Raw genomic sequence first — 14357 nt, 5'->3', positions numbered from 1 at the left:
AGCGGGCGCCGGCCCGCTCCGCCCACCCGATGCACGAGGATGGACACATGACAGCCCGCACACCCCGACGGCTCCTCGTCGTCGGAGCGTGCGTCGCCGCGCTCGCCGGGTGCGCGGGTGAACCGGCGCCGGCCGCGCCGCCGCCCCCGTCCGCCACGGCGACGCCCACACCCAGCCCGACCTCGACCCCGAGCCCGTCGCCCTCCCCGCCGGCCTCCGTGGCCGAGCCGGCCGGGAACCCCGTCCGGGTCGTCGTCGAGGGTGCCGACGGCACGTCGATCGTGGACGCGCCGATCGAGCCGCACGGACTCGACGACAGCGGCGTGCTCAGCCCGCCGTCCGGGGTCGTCGGCTGGTACGACGAGGCGGGGTGGCCCAAGCCGGGCTACCCGGGGGCGGCCATCCTGGCCGGGCACGTCGGCGTCGCCCGGGCGGACATCTTCCGCGACCTCCCCAAGGCCGGCCCCGGGGACGCGGTCGCCGTGACGTACGACTCCGGCGACGTCGTGCGCTTCGTCGTCGTCCGGTCCTCGGGGGTGCCGAAGGACCAGACCCCGAAGGACGACTCGATCTGGGACGCCGGCAACCCCGAGCCGCTCCTGCGGCTCATCACGTGCGACCCGACGACGCCTCTGCGCGACGGCCACTACAAGGGCAACTGGGTGCTCTGGGCGGACCTGGCCTGATCCAAGAGGTCACGAAAAGGTCACGGTCCGGTCGCCGTGGGCAACCTCACGCCCGCGACGTGCGTCCTTGACCTACGAGTGCCGAGAGCAACCGGCGCCGAGACCGGCGGCTGGCGCGGGGACTTCAGGGGTGGAGCCCCGCGTCAGTCGTCCTCGGTCCGGACGGGCTCAGTCGTCCTCGGTCTCGGTGGGCTCGTCGTCGCGGTCGATGCGGCACCAGGACTGTGCCACCATCCCGCACACCATGAGGACCACGGAGGCGAGGAGCAGCAACCCGAACGGGAGGAGCCGCTCCTGGTTCGCCACGAGCGACAGGTCGCCGAGCAGCCCACCGAGCTGACCGAGGTACCAGCCCGCCGCGGCTGCCCCGGTGAGCGCCGCCGCCTGCGAGAGCACCACCGTTCGAGCGGCCCGCAGCGCGTCCAGGGACGTGCGGGCGCCGCTGTGCAGGTGCTTGCGCACCGGCCGGGCCAGGCCCAGCACGAGCCCGCCCATGACGACGAGCAGCACCCCGGCACCCCACGGCGGACGCTGGAGCAGCGAGCCGTCGCGGATGACGACGACGGCGACGAGATAGCCGACGACGAGTGCCGCCAGCCCGACGACGAGCAGCATGCGGCCGGTGATGCCGTGCCGGTTCACGAGTCTCCTTCCGGGCGCAGGCCGGTGACGTCCACGCCCTCCACGAGTCGGGCCACGGGGACGACGTCGCCACCCACGCGCAGCACGGCCTCCGGGTCGACATCGAGCCACGGGACGAGGACGAAGGCGCGCTCGTGCGCGCGCGGGTGCGGCAGGGTGAGCTCCGGGTCGTCCGAGCGGACGTCGCGGCCGGCGCCAGGGTCGCCGTACTGGACGAGGTCGAGGTCGAGGGTCCGCGGCCCCCATCGCACCTCTCGGGTGCGGTCGAACTGCCACTCCACGTCGTGGAGGAGCTCGAGCAGCTCGGTGGGCGCGAGTGCACTGGTGCCGACGAGCACGGCGTTGACGAAGGACGGCTGGTCCTGCGGGCCGCCGACGGGGTCGCTGACGTACAGCCCCGACACCCGCACGTCGTCGATCTCGCCGAGGAGCCCCACCGCGTCCGCCGCCTCGAGCACCACCTCGGCGGACGAGACGTCCCCGAACGGCAGGTTCGAGCCGAGCGCCACGACGACCGGCTGCTCCCGCTCACGGACCACCGTGACGGCGACGTCGTCGAACGGGACGGTGATCGGCGCCTGCGGCTTGTGCACGGTGACCTCGACCTCCTCGACCCGCACGTCGGCCAGGACGTCGTCGGCGATGACGGTGGCGAGCCGCTCGACCAGGTCGAAGGCCTCGCCCTCCACGCGAGCGACCACGGCGGCGGCGAGGGCGCCGTAGTCGAAGGTGTCGGCGAGGTCGTCGCTGCGACCCGCGGCGGCGAGGTCGAGCGTCACGACGACGTCGACGACGAACTCCTGCCCGTCCCGCCTCTCGTGCTCGAACACTCCGTGGAACCCGGTGGCGCGTACCCCCCGCAGCGTGATCCGGTCAGTCGCCATCGGACCCCCGGAGCGCCTCGGTGACGTCGAGCGCGTCGACCGCCGCCACGACGTCGTGCACCCGCAGACCCCAGGCTCCGGCCCGCGCAGCGTGCGCGGTCGTCACCGCCGTCGCGACGTCGCGCTCCAGCGGGGGCCGCTCCTCGCGGCCCTCGCGGCCCACCAGCCCGAGGAACTTCTTGCGGGACGTCCCGACGAGCACCGGGTGGCCGAGGCCCAGGACGGCGTCGAGGTGGCGCAGCAGCGCCCAGTTGTCGGGGGCGAGCTTGGCGAAGCCGAAGCCGGGGTCCAGGACCAGCCCGTCCGCGGCGACACCCGCCGCCAACAGCGCCTCCGCGCGCCCGCCGAGCTCGCGGCACACGTCGGCGACGACGTCGTCGTAGGACGCACGGCTCTGCATGTCGAGGCTGTGGCCGCGCCAGTGCATCGCGACGAACGGCACACCGCGCTCGGCGACCAGGGGAGCCATGTCCGGGTCGGCCAGGCCACCGGAGACGTCGTTGACGAGCGTGGCACCGGCGTCGAGCGCGGCCGCCGCCACCGTGGCCCGCATCGTGTCGACCGAGACCGGGGAGACCTCCGACAGCGCCGCGACGACGGGCAGGACGCGACGCAGCTCCTCGGCCTCCGAGGGGCGCTCGGCACCGGGGCGGGTCGACTCGCCCCCGACGTCGAGGACGTCCGCACCCTGGGCGCGCAGCTCCCGGCCGTGCCGGACGGCGTCCTCCGGCTGGAACCACTGCCCGCCGTCGCTGAACGAGTCGGGGGTGACGTTGACGACACCCATGACGACGGGGCGGCCGTCCCGCGCGACGGGCAGGCCGGGGGGCGCCGTGCTCACCGCGTCCCGCCCAGGAGGAGGGACATCGCCTCCGCCCGGGTCGCGGGGTCACGCAGCTGGCCCCGGACGGCGGAGGTGATGGTGCGTGAGCCGGGCTTCTGCACCCCGCGCATCGACATGCACAGGTGCTCGGCCTCGACGACGACGATGACGCCCTGCACCTCGAGGTGGGTGACGAGGGCGTCGGCGATCTGGGTCGTGATCTGCTCCTGCACCTGCGGGCGCCGGGCGAAGACCTCGACGAGCCGGCCGAGCTTGGACAGCCCGGTCACCCGGCCGTCCTCGGCGGGGATGTACCCGATGTGCGCGACCCCGTGGAACGGCAGCAGATGGTGCTCGCACGTGGAGTACATCGGGATGTCCCGGACGATGACGAGCTCCTCGTGCTTGATCGGGAACGTCGCCGAGAGCACGTCGGCGGGGTCCTGGCCCATCCCCCCGTAGAGCTCGTGGGCCGCTTTGGCCACCCGTGCCGGGGTGTCCCGCAGGCCCTCGCGGTCCGGGTCCTCGCCGATGGCGAGGAGGAACTCCCGGACCGCGGCCTCGGCACGCGCGACGTCGATGGTCGAGCCGGGGTCAGGGCTCGACACGCCCACCCTCCGGCACCGGGGCGGTCTGGGTCGGCGGGTGCTCCTCGTGGCCGGGCCGGGCGCCGTCCCGGGCCCGCGCGTCGATCTCGGCCTCGGTGTCCGGGTCGCCCGGCGTCACCGCCGCACCCTCGGGGGCGCCGGAGCCGTTGCGCCCCGCGAGCGCCTGCTCCTCGGCAGGCGTGAGGACCGGCGGGATGTCGGAGATCGTCCGGTGCTCGCTGGAGAGCCACGTCGGCCGATGCGGACGCTTGACGATGTCCTCGAAGATCTCTGCGAGCTCCTTGGCGTTGAGGGTCTCCTTCTCGAGCAGCTCGAGGACGAGGTGGTCGAGGATCTTCCGGTTGTCGTTGACGACGTGCCAGGCCTCGTCGTGCGCGGCGTCGATGAGCTTGCGGACCTCCTCGTCGACGACCGAGGCCACCTGCTCTGAGTAGTCACGCTGGTGGCCCATGTCGCGGCCGAGGAAGGGCTCGCCCTGGCTCTGGCCGAGCTTGATGGCCCCGACCCGCTCGGACATCCCGTACTCGGTGACCATGGCGCGGGCCATCGCCGTGGCCTTCTCGATGTCGTTCGAGGCGCCGGTCGTGGGGTCGTGGAAGATGATCTCCTCCGCGACCCGGCCGCCGAGCGCGTAGGCCAGCTGGTCGAGGATCTCGTTGCGGGTCGTCGAGTACTTGTCGTCGACGGGCATGACCATCGTGTAGCCGAGGGCCCGCCCACGCGGGAGGATCGTCACCTTCGTCACGGGGTCGAGGTGGTTCATCCCGGCGGCGACGAGCGCGTGCCCGCCCTCGTGGTAGGCCGTCATCTTCCGCTCCTGGGCGGACATGATGCGGGTGCGCTTCTGCGGGCCGGCGATGACGCGGTCGATGGCCTCGTCGAGGACCTCGTCGTCGATGAGCTTCTTGTCGCTGCGGGCGGTGAGCAGCGCGGCCTCGTTGAGCACGTTCGCGAGGTCTGCACCGGTCATCCCCGGCGTGCGCCTCGCCACGGCGAGGAGGTCGACGCCGGCCGCCATCGGCTTGCCCTGGGAGTGCACCTGGAGGATCTTGTGGCGGCCGATCATGTCCGGGTTCTCGACCGCGATCTGGCGGTCGAAGCGGCCCGGCCGCAGCAGCGCGGGGTCGAGGATGTCGGGCCGGTTCGTGGCCGCGATGAGGATGACGTTGGTCTTGACGTCGAAGCCGTCCATCTCGACGAGCAGCTGGTTGAGGGTCTGCTCGCGCTCGTCGTGGCCGCCGCCGAGGCCGGCGCCGCGGTGGCGGCCGACGGCGTCGATCTCGTCGACGAAGACGATGGCCGGCGCGTTGGCCTTGGCCTGCTCGAAGAGGTCGCGCACCCGGCTGGCGCCGACGCCGACGAACATCTCGACGAAGTCCGAGCCGGAGATCGAGTAGAACGGCACGCCCGCCTCACCGGCGACGGCCCGGGCGAGGAGGGTCTTGCCGGTACCGGGCTGGCCGTAGAGCAGGACGCCCTTGGGGATCTTCGCGCCGACCGCGAGGAACTTCGCGGGCTCGCGCAGGAACTCGACGATCTCGTGCAGCTCCTCGACCGCCTCGTCGGCACCGGCGACGTCGGAGAACGTCACCTTCGGGGTGTCCTTCGTCGCGAGCTTGGCCCGGGACTTGCCGAACTGCATGACCCGCGACCCGCCGCCCTGGGCCTGGCTCATGAGGAACCAGAAGAGCCCGACGAGGAGCAGCACGGGGAAGAAGCTGATGAAGATCGTCCAGAAGGCGCTGTCGCCTTCCTTCTTGTCGTCGTAGGAGTCGGGGTTGCTCCTCTTGAGCTCCTCGATGAGCGACTCGGCGCGGGCGTCGACGTACTCGGCTCGCACCTTGGTGGCGTTCGAGATGTTCGCCTCGTCGTCGCTGAAGGTCTGCCCGTCCTTCAGGTCGAGGGACATGACGTTGTCGGTCGTCAGGACCGCCTTGTCGACCTTGCCGTCGGTGATGAGCTTCTCGGCCTGCGCGGTCGTGATCGTCGTGTACCCGCCGTCGCCCCCGACGGTGAACACGAGCAGGAGCAACAGGAGGGCAGCGAGCACCCAGAACAGCGGTGCCCGGAGAATGCGTTTGAAGTCCATCTGGCCACGGGGACCTGGTCCCCGACCCTCCTGATCGTCGTCAGTCGCCCGGTGGCCGATCTCCTCCGGGACTGGTACACGCTAGCAACGAGCCGCGGGCGACCCGTGTTCCACCGGGGTCGGCCGTACGGCTCGACCCTCAGGAGTACACGTGCGGGGCCAGGGTGCCGACCACCCGCAGGCCACGGTAGGCCTCGGCGTAGTCGAGCCCGTAGCCGACGACGAACTCGTTGGGGATGTCGAAGCCGACCCACTGGACGTCGACCTCGACCTTCGCGGCGTCCGGCTTGCGCAGCAGCGTGCAGATCTCGACCGAGGCCGGGCTGCGGGACTCCAGGTTGGACCGGATCCAGGACAGTGTCAGGCCGGAGTCGATGATGTCCTCGACGATGAGGACGTGCCGGCCGGTGATGTCGGTGTCGAGGTCCTTGAGGATGCGCACGACACCGCTGCTCTTGGTGCCCGAGCCGTACGACGACACGGCCATCCAGTCGACCGGGACGCTGACCGGCAGGGCCCGCATGAGGTCGGCCATGACCATGACCGCGCCCTTGAGCACGCCGACGAGCAGGAGGTCCTTGCCCGCGTAGGTCTCGGTGATGTGTGCGGCCAGCTCGTCGAGCTTGGCGTGGATCTCGTCCTCGGTGACGAGGACTCGTTCGAGGTCGGCTCCCATGTGGGCGGCGTCCACTGCGGCTCCTGGGTGGGGCGGGGGCGGTCGGGGCTACTCAACCAGAGGGGCGGGGGCGATGGACACCCGTCCCTCGGATCGGGAGACGCGCAGGTCGCCGGGGGCGTGGACGGCGCCCTGGCCCCGCCAGGCCGTGAGCAGCCGGTCGCAGGCGTCCACGTGGCGCGCGGACAGCTGCCCGGCCGGGGCTCCGGCGGTGACGAGGAGGTGCCGCCAGACCCGGGTGCGGACTGCCCGGGGCAGGTCGAGGAGTGTCTCGGCCGGCCAGGGGCCGGGGCCCAGCGGCCGCGCGGCCTCGGCGGCGAGCGCGTCGAGGTGGTCGGCGTCGTCGCGCAGCCGGTCGGCGGAGCGGGCCAGTGCGGCGGCGAGACCGGGCCCGAGGTCGGCCTCGAGGTCCGCGAGCGCGCGGCGGGCCCGGACCCGCGCGAACGCGGGGTCGTCGTTCATCGGGTCGTCCCGGACCTCGACGCCCTCGGCCGCGCAGGCGGCCCGGGTCTGCTCGCGGGTCACGTGCAACAGCGGGCGGCGGTAGCGGCCGCGGACGGCGGGCATCCCGGCGAGGGAGCGGGCGCCGCTCCCCCGGGCGAGGCCGAGGAGCACCTGCTCCGCCTGGTCGTCGAGGGTGTGGCCCAGGAGGACGACCCGCGCGCCGTGCCGGTCCGCCGCGGCGTCGAGGGCGGCGTAGCGGGCGTTCCGGGCGGCGGCCTCGACGCCGTCACCGGTGCCGTCGACGGTCACGCGGACGACCTCGACCGGGTCCAGCCCCGTCGCCCGCACCCCCTCGCCCACCATCCGCGCGATGTCGGCGGAGCCGGCCCGCAGCCCGTGGTCGACGACGACCGCGCCGACCCGGACGCCCGCCCGCTCGCCCTCGAACCGGGCGGCGTCCAGGAGCGCGCCCGAGTCGGCTCCACCGCTGCACGCGACGAGGACGAGGTCGCCGGGCGCGCACTCGGCGAGCACGTCCCGGACGGCCCGCCGGACGGCCGCGACCGCCGGGTGGGGCCGGCCCCACGGACGCGACACGGTGTGCTCAGCCGTGGACGCGGCGGACCCAGGCCTCCGGGTCGGTGATCTCCCGCGGCAGCGGAAGACTCTCCGGGCCGCTCCAGACGGCGTTGAAGCCGTCGACGCCGACCTTGTCCTGGACCCCGCGAACGAAGGCCGCGCCGTCGCGGTACTGGCGCATCTTGGCCTCGAGCCCCAGCAGACGTCGCAGCAGGCGGTCCGGGGCGCCCGCGCCCTTGCGGCGCTGGGTGAACCTGCGGCGGATCTCGGTGACGGTCGGGATGTGGGCCGGGCCGACGTCGTCCATCACGACGTCGGCGTGCCCCTCGAGGAGCGACATGACGGCCGTCAGCCGGGCCAGCTGCTCGCGCTGCTCGGGGGTCGTGAAGAGGTCGGCGATGCCGGTGCTGCCCTCGGAGAAGAGCTCGGGGAGCCGCTCGGTGACCCGCGCGGCGATCTCCTGCATCCGCTCCTGGTCGGGGGCGAGGTCGACCGCGAGCCGGCGCGCCTCGCCGACGACGTGGTCGCGCAGCCACGGGTTGGCGGTGAACTGCACGCGGTGGGTCTCCTCGTGCATGCAGACCCAGCGCCGGAAGTCGGCGGGGTCGACACCGAGCTCGCGGGCCGTCGCCATGAGGTTCGGCGCCACGAGGAGCAGCGCGGGCGTCCCGCCCGGCGCGATGTCGTACTGGCCGAGGACCTTGCTGGCCATGAACGCCAACAGCGCCCCCGCCTCGGCGCCGGTGACCTTGCCGCCGACCACCTGGGCCGTGGCGCCCGGGGCCACGCCGCGCTGGGCGACGATCTGCTCGACGGCCGGGTCGAGCAGGGCCGCCATCGAGTCGGCGTTGACCGAGATCCACGTCGCGCGGTCGACGACCAGCGCGTCGGGAGCGTCCGGAGGGGTCTGCAGCCGGGCCGTCTCGGCGACCGGCCCCCGCGCGTGCCTCGCCGCCTCACGGATGGCCTCGACCTCGGCGCGCGCCTCGGCCGGCGAGACCACGGGCCCCGCGGGCACGAGCGTGCGTCCGGTCGTCTTCGCGAACTCCCAGTCGACGTATCCCACGTGGTCAGCCTCTCATCATGCCGCTCAGCGGCAGCCGCACCGGGTCAGCGCGGCGACGATCCGGTCCAACGCGGCTCGCGCGCGCAGGGTTCCGTCGTAGGTCTCGGGGAAGCCGTCGACCTGCACGACGAAGGTGAGCGGGCGACCGTCCGCGGTGACGGTCGTGCCGGCGAGCGAGGACCCGGCGCGCAGCGTGCCGGTCTTGGCGCGCGGCACCCCGAGCACGTCGTCGGTGGCCTTCTCGGTGAACCGGTTGCGCAGCGTGCCGCTCAGCCCGGACACCGGCAGCCGCGCGAGGACCTCGCGCAACTGCCGGGAGTCCCCGCCGACCGCCCGGGCGAGCACGGCCGACAGGGTGCTCGGGCTGACCTTCTGGCCCGGGCTCAGCCCGCTCGCGTCCTTGAGGACCATCCCGTCGGTCGGGACCGCGTCGGCCTCGAGTCGGGCGCGGACGAACGCGGCGACGGCCCCCGCCCCCGCGGTGGGCCTCCCGGCCGTGGCCGCGGCCTGCCGTGCGAGGCTCTCCGTGAGCGAGTTGTCGCTCTCGTCGAGAGCCAACGACAGCAGCTCTCCGAACGTCGCCGACTCGACCGAGCCGAGCTCCTCGGCGTCCTCGGGCGCCGGGCGCGTCCAGGTCCTCTCGGGCGCGAGCGTGGCGGTGACGCCCCGCTCGTCGAGGGCTGCCGCGAACGTCTTGGCGACGGCGACCTCGGGCTTCGCCGGCGCGGGACGTCCCGCCTCGGCGCGGCGGGTCGCGAGACCGGTCATGACCACGGGGCCGGCGAAGCCGTCGCGGACGTCGTTCGGGTTCCAGGTGGGTGGCACCCGTGGGCCCGGGGCGAAGGACAGGTCGAGGCGCAACGTCACCGCGTCCGTCCCGGCCACCGTCACGGCGGCGGCGACCTGTGCCGCGAGGTCAGCCAGGCCGGCGTGCCCGGCGACGGCGGTGGGGTTGCCCGCCCCGGGGGCGAGGAGCATGTCGCCGCGCGCGACGAGGACGAGGTCGGACGATCCCGGGATGGCGACGACGGTCGTCGGGATCCGGGCGTCGAGGTCGAGGGTGTCGGCGACCGCCGAGGCGGTGAGCAGCTTGGCGGTGGAGGCCGGCACCCGGGCCCGCGCGGCGTCGGCGCCGTAGACCTCCTCGCCGGTCACGCCGTCCCGCACGCTCAGCCCGAGACCGCCCTCGAGCTCGGCGGCGTCCGACGCCTCCGCCACGGCCCGGGCCAGACCCTCCTCGGTCGGGACGGGGGCGTCCTCCCCGGTGGCGGCGAGGAGACCGGAGCCGGAGGGCTGCGGCGTGGGCAGGACGACGGGCCGGGGGGTGCCCGACACGGTGGGGGTGGGCACCGTGACCGGACGGTCCCGGGTGAGGATGCCCGGGGCGACGTCGAGGACGTCCGCGGTCGCGTAGCCGCCGACCGCGAGGACGACCGCGGCCGCCGCACCGGCGGCCATGACACGTCTCACCCCGTCTCCCTTCGTGCGGTGGGCCCTCCATGCGCCAGACTGTCGGTCGAGCCTAGGTCACACACCAGAGGAGCCGGTCCGCCGTGGAGTTCGACGTCACCATCGAGATCCCCAAGGGGCAGAAGAACAAGTACGAGGTCGACCACGAGACCGGGCGCATCCGCCTGGACCGGATGCTCTTCACGTCGATGGCCTACCCGTCCGACTACGGCTACATCGAGGACTCGCTCGGCGAGGACGGCGACCCGCTCGACGCACTCGTCCTCCTCGACGAGCCCACCTGGCCCGGCTGCCTCGTGCGGGCCCGCCCGATCGGGATGTTCCACATGCGTGACGAGGCGGGCGGCGACGACAAGATTCTCTGCATCCCGGCCGGCGACCCGCGCAAGAGCAACATCACCGAGCTCGAGGACATCAACGAGTTCGAGCGCCTCGAGATCCAGCACTTCTTCGAGACGTACAAGGACCTCGAGCCCGGCAAGTCGGTCGAGGGCGCGCACTGGGCCGGCCGCTCGGAGGCCGAGAAGTGCATCGTCGAGGCCCTCGACCGCGCCAAGGCCGCAGGGCTCACGACCGCTCGCTGGCGCATGCCGTCGCACGACAACGCGCCGACGGCGGAGGTCGTCGAGGCCCTGAAGTCGGCGCACACCCCCGAGGAGCTCGAGGAGGCCGCCGAGAAGGCGCGCTCGGAGCTCGCGACGAAGGACAAGCCGCTCAGCGACGACTGACCGCTCCCCCTCTTTTTCGCCTGATGCCGGAACCTTCGGTCACCGGCGAGGAACTTCGGGGTGCGCGACCCAACATTCCCACCGGATGCCAGAACCTTCGGTCACCGGCGAGGAACTTCCGGGTGCGCGACCCAACCTTCTGGCACCAGGCGAAAAAGGTGAGGTCGTCGGTCACCAGCCCCAGGTGCCGGGTTCTCCCTTGAAGGGGCCGACGACCCGGCTCGTCACCCATCCGCCGTAGAAGCCGCCGGCCTGGGGAGTCACGACCTCGTCGTCGACGACGCAGCGGTCGACGGCGCCGGGCATGACGGCCACGTGGCCGAGAAGCATGGTGAACCCCGCCGTCGGCTCGGGGTAGGTCCACGCCGCGCGGGCCGCCACCGCGTCGCCGCCGTGGAGGTCGAAGTACGCCGCCTCCCCCTTCCACTCGCAGAACGTCGTGCCCTCCACCGGATGCAGCGCGCCCTCCACGAACGCGTCCGCCGGGAGGTAGTACGTCGGCGGGTGGCTGGTCTCGAGCACCCTGACCGAGCGTGTCGTCGCCGCGAGCCGTACCCCGCCGAGCCAGACCTCGACGGACTCCCGGCTCGGTGCCACGGCCGGTGGCCGGGGGTAGTCCCACACCGACTCCTGGCCCGGGCCGGGGCGCTGGGGCACCGGCCGCGTCATGCGACGCCCTCGTCGTCCAGGGCGGCCCGCAGCGAGTCGCCGAAGGCCTCCACCGACCCGCCGAGCCCGCCGAGGGTGAGCGGTGGCACGAGCACGGTGAGCGAGCCGTCCGCCCGCGCGCCGAGGACGACCGGCAGCCCGCTGGCCTCCACCGCGTCAGCCTCCGGTGCGGAGAGCTCGTTGCGGTGTGCGAGCCGGACCGGCACGGGGAGGTCGGCGGTCATCGCGTCCCAGGCCGGCTTGCGGCGCAGCCCGCCGTGGGTGACGTCGCACAAGGCGCACTCGGTGCGCCCGAGGAGGTGCCCGACGACGTACGCGAGCTCTCCCCGGACACCGCCGTCCGCGTCGTACACCCCGAGGACCTCGACGATCGGCTCAGCCATCCCCGCAGGCTAGCCCGCGTGGGTCGGTCAGTCCCGCTCCACCCACCGGTCGACGGCCCAGACGAGGGCGAACGCGACGGCTGGCTCGACGCCGTCGGCGACGTCGATGATGTACTGGTCGCGGATCTGGACCCACTTCTGGGTGATCTGCACGACGTGCCGGCCGCCGCTGTCGTTGACGGCGTAGTTCTTCTCGATGAGGTTGCCCTCGAGCAGCCACTCCTCGCCCGAGGCGAGCGTGACGTCGATCTTGTCCTTGAGGAACTTGAACGGCTGGGCGTGCAGGTGCGCGATCTCGGTGTCGTCGGCGTCGAGGACGTTCATCCGCTTCGGGATGCCGAGCAGGTTGCCGCGCACCCGGTACTGCACCGTGCCCTGCGCGTCCTGGATGTCGGCCTTGGGGCGGGTGCCGATCTTGCCGTCGACGAGGAAGAGCTCGGTCTCGGTCTGCGGGTCGAGGACGCGGAAGTCGCGGCCCGCACCGAACTTGCTCTTCATGAGGAACCGGGTGTAGCCCGCAGGGGCGGGAGGAATCGCCATCGTCGGCCTCCGAGTCGGTGTGTGACTCACCGTACTGACGCCGTGCCGCGCCGTCGAGACGAGCGCCCGGGAACGACCAGAAGGGCAAGCCCGTCGGGGTGGTGACCGAGGGCGGCTCCTCGTCGGGGGTCCAGGGCGTTTCTGCCGACGCCCCGGCCGTGCGCCGTGGCGAGGACGGCCGGTCGCGGGTCGACCTCGGCCGAGCCGACCACCGCGACAGTCACTGTGCCTACTCGCCGGGGCTGACGAGTCCGGTCTCGTATCCGAAGATCACGAGCTGGGCGCGGTCGCGGGCGTCCAGCTTGCTCATGATGCGGCTGACGTGCGTCTTGGCCGTCAGGGGCGACATGAACAGAGACTCTCCGATCTCCGCGTTGGTCTTGCCGCGAGCGACCTCGGCCAGCACCTCACGCTCCCGCTCGCTCAGGACGTCCAGTGGGCTCGGGCGCCCCGGACGGCTGGTGGGTCGGCGAACGAGCTCGGCGACGAGCCGTGTGGTCATCGCCGGGGAGATGAGGACATCACCGTCGGCGGCGGCGGCGATCGCCTCCAGCAGGAGTCGCGGCGGCGAGTCCTTGAGCAGGAACCCGGAGGCGCCTGCCCGGAGCGCCTCGTAGACGTAATCGTCCAGCGCGAAGGTGGTGAGGACGAGCACCTTGGTCGTGGCAAGTCGCTCGTCACCGCAGATCACCCGCGTTGCGTCCAACCCGTCCATCCGAGGCATGCGGATGTCCATCAGGACGACGTCCGGGCGTGACCGCCGCGTCTCGGAGACCGCCTGCGCACCGTCGACGGCCTCCCCGACGACCTCGACGCCGGGTTCGCTCGCGAGCAGTGCCGCGAACCCACGGCGCACCAGCTCCTGGTCATCCGCGAGGAGCACACGGATGTCTCGCCCCGGTTCGTTCGGCGCATCGGGTCGAGCGGTCATGCCGACCGGCTTTCGGGGAGCTGGTACGGCACGAAAGCACGCACCGTGAACCCTCCGTCGTCGGTGCGGCCCGCATGGACGGTGCCACCGAGGAGCTCGGCCCGCTCGCGGATCGCGAGCAGTCCGAGCCCGGTGCCCCTGGCCACGACGTGGGTGCCGGCGGGGGCGTCGTTCGACACGGTGACGTGCACCCCGGCGTCCACATGACGGACCTGCACGGTCACCGGCACATCGCCGGCGTGACGAGTGGCGTTGACCAGGCACTCGTGGACGATGCGGTGCACCGTGACGACGGTGCTGTCCGCTTCGCCCGGCGGATAGCGCCCGTTCTCGACCACCTCGACGTTCCCCGCGTGTCCGGCTGCAGCGACGACCACGTCGCCGAGTGTCGTCGCCGACGACAACGGGCGCAACGGAACCGCCTCGTCGGACCGGAGCAGCCCGAGCAGGGACCTGAGCTCGTCGAGTGACCGGCGTCCCGCGTCGTTGATCTCGACCAGGGCCGAGTAGGCGGCGGGAGGGTCGCGGTCGAAGACGTGTGCCGCGATACCTGACCGGACGGTGATCGCCGACAGCGAATGGGCGACGATGTCGTGCAGGTCGTACGCGATGCTCAGGCGTTCCGCCTGGAGCCGTTCGGCAACCTGTCGCTCGACCGCTTCCGCTCGACGGTGCAGGTTCGAGCGCCGGGCGTCGGCGGCGGCGATGGGCAAGAGCAGAACGGCAGCGTCCGTGGCCCATTCGGACCAGAACGGCTCGGTGTCGACCTGCGCTCCGAAGCCGGCGACGACGGTCGCCACCAAGGACCCGAACCAGATGGCGGAGCGGCTCTCGCCCCGGTACACGAGACGGAACAGAGCGACGGCGAGCAGCGGTCGTAGCGCGATGGGGCCCGAGGTCCACGCGAGGGTGGCGACGTCCAGCACACCGATCGCCACGACACCGGCCCGGTCGAAGCGACCGCCCACGACGAGCAGGCCCGCGGCGACGACCGCAGTCGCGATGCCCGGGAGCTGGCGGCCGGCCTGCACCTCCGGATCCAGGAGCAGCGCACCGACCGTCACTGCCACCGCGGCGACGACTGCAACGAGCTCGACGCCCGAGGTGCGCAGACCGGTGTGTGCCACGGGCCCATCATC

General features: G+C 72.9%; 16 protein-coding genes. 2 read left to right on the top strand and 14 right to left on the bottom strand.

The genetic code is table 11. The annotated features are described in order from the left end of the window. Positions 1-47 precede the first annotated feature (47 nt). Positions 48-686 (top strand): class F sortase, encoded by a 639-nt coding sequence (locus JQN72_RS15020; protein WP_204135942.1) that lies wholly within the window; start codon positions 48-50, stop codon positions 684-686. A 168-nt stretch (positions 687-854) separates the two neighbouring features. Here the strand turns inward: JQN72_RS15020 and JQN72_RS15015 are convergent, their stop codons facing one another. From JQN72_RS15015 to JQN72_RS14975, 9 genes are all read right to left on the bottom strand, one after another. Continuing rightward, positions 855-1328, bottom strand: a complete 474-nt coding sequence (locus JQN72_RS15015) for a DUF3180 domain-containing protein (protein ID WP_204135941.1) — start codon at positions 1326-1328, stop codon at positions 855-857. Then, positions 1325-2212 carry a dihydroneopterin aldolase gene (gene folB / locus JQN72_RS15010; protein ID WP_204135940.1) on the bottom strand — a complete coding sequence of 296 codons (888 nt, stop codon included), beginning with the start codon at positions 2210-2212 and terminating at the stop codon, positions 1325-1327. Before folB ends, JQN72_RS15015 begins: the two co-directional genes overlap by 4 nt. Then, the gene (folP, locus tag JQN72_RS15005; protein WP_204136012.1) at positions 2202-2999 is read right to left on the bottom strand and encodes a dihydropteroate synthase; all 798 of its coding nucleotides are present in this window, start codon (positions 2997-2999) and stop codon (positions 2202-2204) included. The genes folB and folP overlap by 11 nt, the downstream gene beginning before the upstream one ends. 50 nt (positions 3000-3049) lie before the next feature. After that, complete coding sequence (gene folE, locus JQN72_RS15000) at positions 3050-3649, bottom strand: GTP cyclohydrolase I FolE (protein WP_374190901.1); 600 nt, start codon at positions 3647-3649, stop codon at positions 3050-3052. Beyond that, the gene (ftsH, locus tag JQN72_RS14995; RefSeq protein ID WP_204135938.1) at positions 3630-5732 is read right to left on the bottom strand and encodes an ATP-dependent zinc metalloprotease FtsH; all 2103 of its coding nucleotides are present in this window, start codon (positions 5730-5732) and stop codon (positions 3630-3632) included. Before ftsH ends, folE begins: the two co-directional genes overlap by 20 nt. A 139-nt stretch (positions 5733-5871) precedes the next feature. Continuing rightward, positions 5872-6423, bottom strand: coding sequence for a hypoxanthine phosphoribosyltransferase (gene hpt / locus JQN72_RS14990; protein ID WP_204135937.1), 552 nt, complete (start codon positions 6421-6423; stop codon positions 5872-5874). Positions 6424-6456: 33 nt separating this feature from the next. Then, on the bottom strand, positions 6457-7449 hold the full coding sequence (gene tilS / locus JQN72_RS14985; RefSeq protein WP_204135936.1) for a tRNA lysidine(34) synthetase TilS: 993 nt from the start codon (positions 7447-7449) through the stop codon (positions 6457-6459). Positions 7450-7456: 7 nt separating this feature from the next. Continuing rightward, a complete protein-coding gene (locus tag JQN72_RS14980) occupies positions 7457-8497 on the bottom strand; it encodes a zinc-dependent metalloprotease (RefSeq protein ID WP_204135935.1) in 1041 nt (346 codons plus the stop codon). Between the two features lie 24 nt (positions 8498-8521). Then, the gene (locus JQN72_RS14975) at positions 8522-9967 is read right to left on the bottom strand and encodes a D-alanyl-D-alanine carboxypeptidase (RefSeq protein WP_204135934.1); all 1446 of its coding nucleotides are present in this window, start codon (positions 9965-9967) and stop codon (positions 8522-8524) included. An 83-nt stretch (positions 9968-10050) separates the two neighbouring features. Here JQN72_RS14975 and JQN72_RS14970 point away from each other — a divergent pair, with 83 nt between their 5' ends. Continuing rightward, the gene (locus JQN72_RS14970; RefSeq protein WP_204135933.1) at positions 10051-10695 is read left to right on the top strand and encodes an inorganic diphosphatase; all 645 of its coding nucleotides are present in this window, start codon (positions 10051-10053) and stop codon (positions 10693-10695) included. A 171-nt stretch (positions 10696-10866) separates the two neighbouring features. Here JQN72_RS14970 and JQN72_RS14965 read toward each other — a convergent pair whose 3' ends face one another. The 5 genes from JQN72_RS14965 to JQN72_RS18975 all read right to left on the bottom strand — a co-directional run bounded on the left by JQN72_RS14965 (position 10867) and on the right by JQN72_RS18975 (position 14345). Next, the gene (locus JQN72_RS14965; protein ID WP_204135932.1) at positions 10867-11364 is read right to left on the bottom strand and encodes a DUF427 domain-containing protein; all 498 of its coding nucleotides are present in this window, start codon (positions 11362-11364) and stop codon (positions 10867-10869) included. Continuing rightward, on the bottom strand, positions 11361-11747 hold the full coding sequence (locus tag JQN72_RS14960) for a hypothetical protein (protein WP_204135931.1): 387 nt from the start codon (positions 11745-11747) through the stop codon (positions 11361-11363). Before JQN72_RS14960 ends, JQN72_RS14965 begins: the two co-directional genes overlap by 4 nt. 27 nt (positions 11748-11774) lie before the next feature. Then, a complete protein-coding gene (locus tag JQN72_RS14955; protein WP_204135930.1) occupies positions 11775-12287 on the bottom strand; it encodes an LURP-one-related/scramblase family protein in 513 nt (170 codons plus the stop codon). Between the two features lie 229 nt (positions 12288-12516). Continuing rightward, complete coding sequence (locus JQN72_RS14950; protein ID WP_204135929.1) at positions 12517-13218, bottom strand: response regulator transcription factor; 702 nt, start codon at positions 13216-13218, stop codon at positions 12517-12519. Next, positions 13215-14345, bottom strand: a complete 1131-nt coding sequence (locus JQN72_RS18975; RefSeq protein ID WP_204135928.1) for a sensor histidine kinase — start codon at positions 14343-14345, stop codon at positions 13215-13217. The genes JQN72_RS14950 and JQN72_RS18975 overlap by 4 nt, the downstream gene beginning before the upstream one ends. Positions 14346-14357 lie beyond the last annotated feature (12 nt).

This window comes from Phycicoccus sp. CSK15P-2 (genome assembly GCF_016888005.1).
Classification (GTDB): Bacteria; Actinomycetota; Actinomycetes; order Actinomycetales; family Dermatophilaceae; genus Phycicoccus.
The sequence above is the reverse complement of the archived record's forward strand: the minus strand, read 5'-3'. Positions and strand labels throughout refer to the sequence as shown.

Excerpts from the sequence above, each read along its gene's own strand:
- JQN72_RS15020 (WP_204135942.1), top strand. The coding sequence starts at position 48 with ATGACAGCCCGCACACCCCGACGGCTCCTCGTCGTCGGAGCGTGCGTC.
- folB (WP_204135940.1), bottom strand. The coding sequence starts at position 2,212 with ATGGCGACTGACCGGATCACGCTGCGGGGGGTACGCGCCACCGGGTTC.
- folP (WP_204136012.1), bottom strand. The coding sequence starts at position 2,999 with ATGGGTGTCGTCAACGTCACCCCCGACTCGTTCAGCGACGGCGGGCAG.
- ftsH (WP_204135938.1), bottom strand. The coding sequence starts at position 5,732 with ATGGACTTCAAACGCATTCTCCGGGCACCGCTGTTCTGGGTGCTCGCT.
- JQN72_RS14965 (WP_204135932.1), bottom strand. The coding sequence starts at position 11,364 with ATGACGCGGCCGGTGCCCCAGCGCCCCGGCCCGGGCCAGGAGTCGGTG.
- JQN72_RS14960 (WP_204135931.1), bottom strand. The coding sequence starts at position 11,747 with ATGGCTGAGCCGATCGTCGAGGTCCTCGGGGTGTACGACGCGGACGGC.
- JQN72_RS14955 (WP_204135930.1), bottom strand. The coding sequence starts at position 12,287 with ATGGCGATTCCTCCCGCCCCTGCGGGCTACACCCGGTTCCTCATGAAG.
- JQN72_RS14950 (WP_204135929.1), bottom strand. The coding sequence starts at position 13,218 with ATGACCGCTCGACCCGATGCGCCGAACGAACCGGGGCGAGACATCCGT.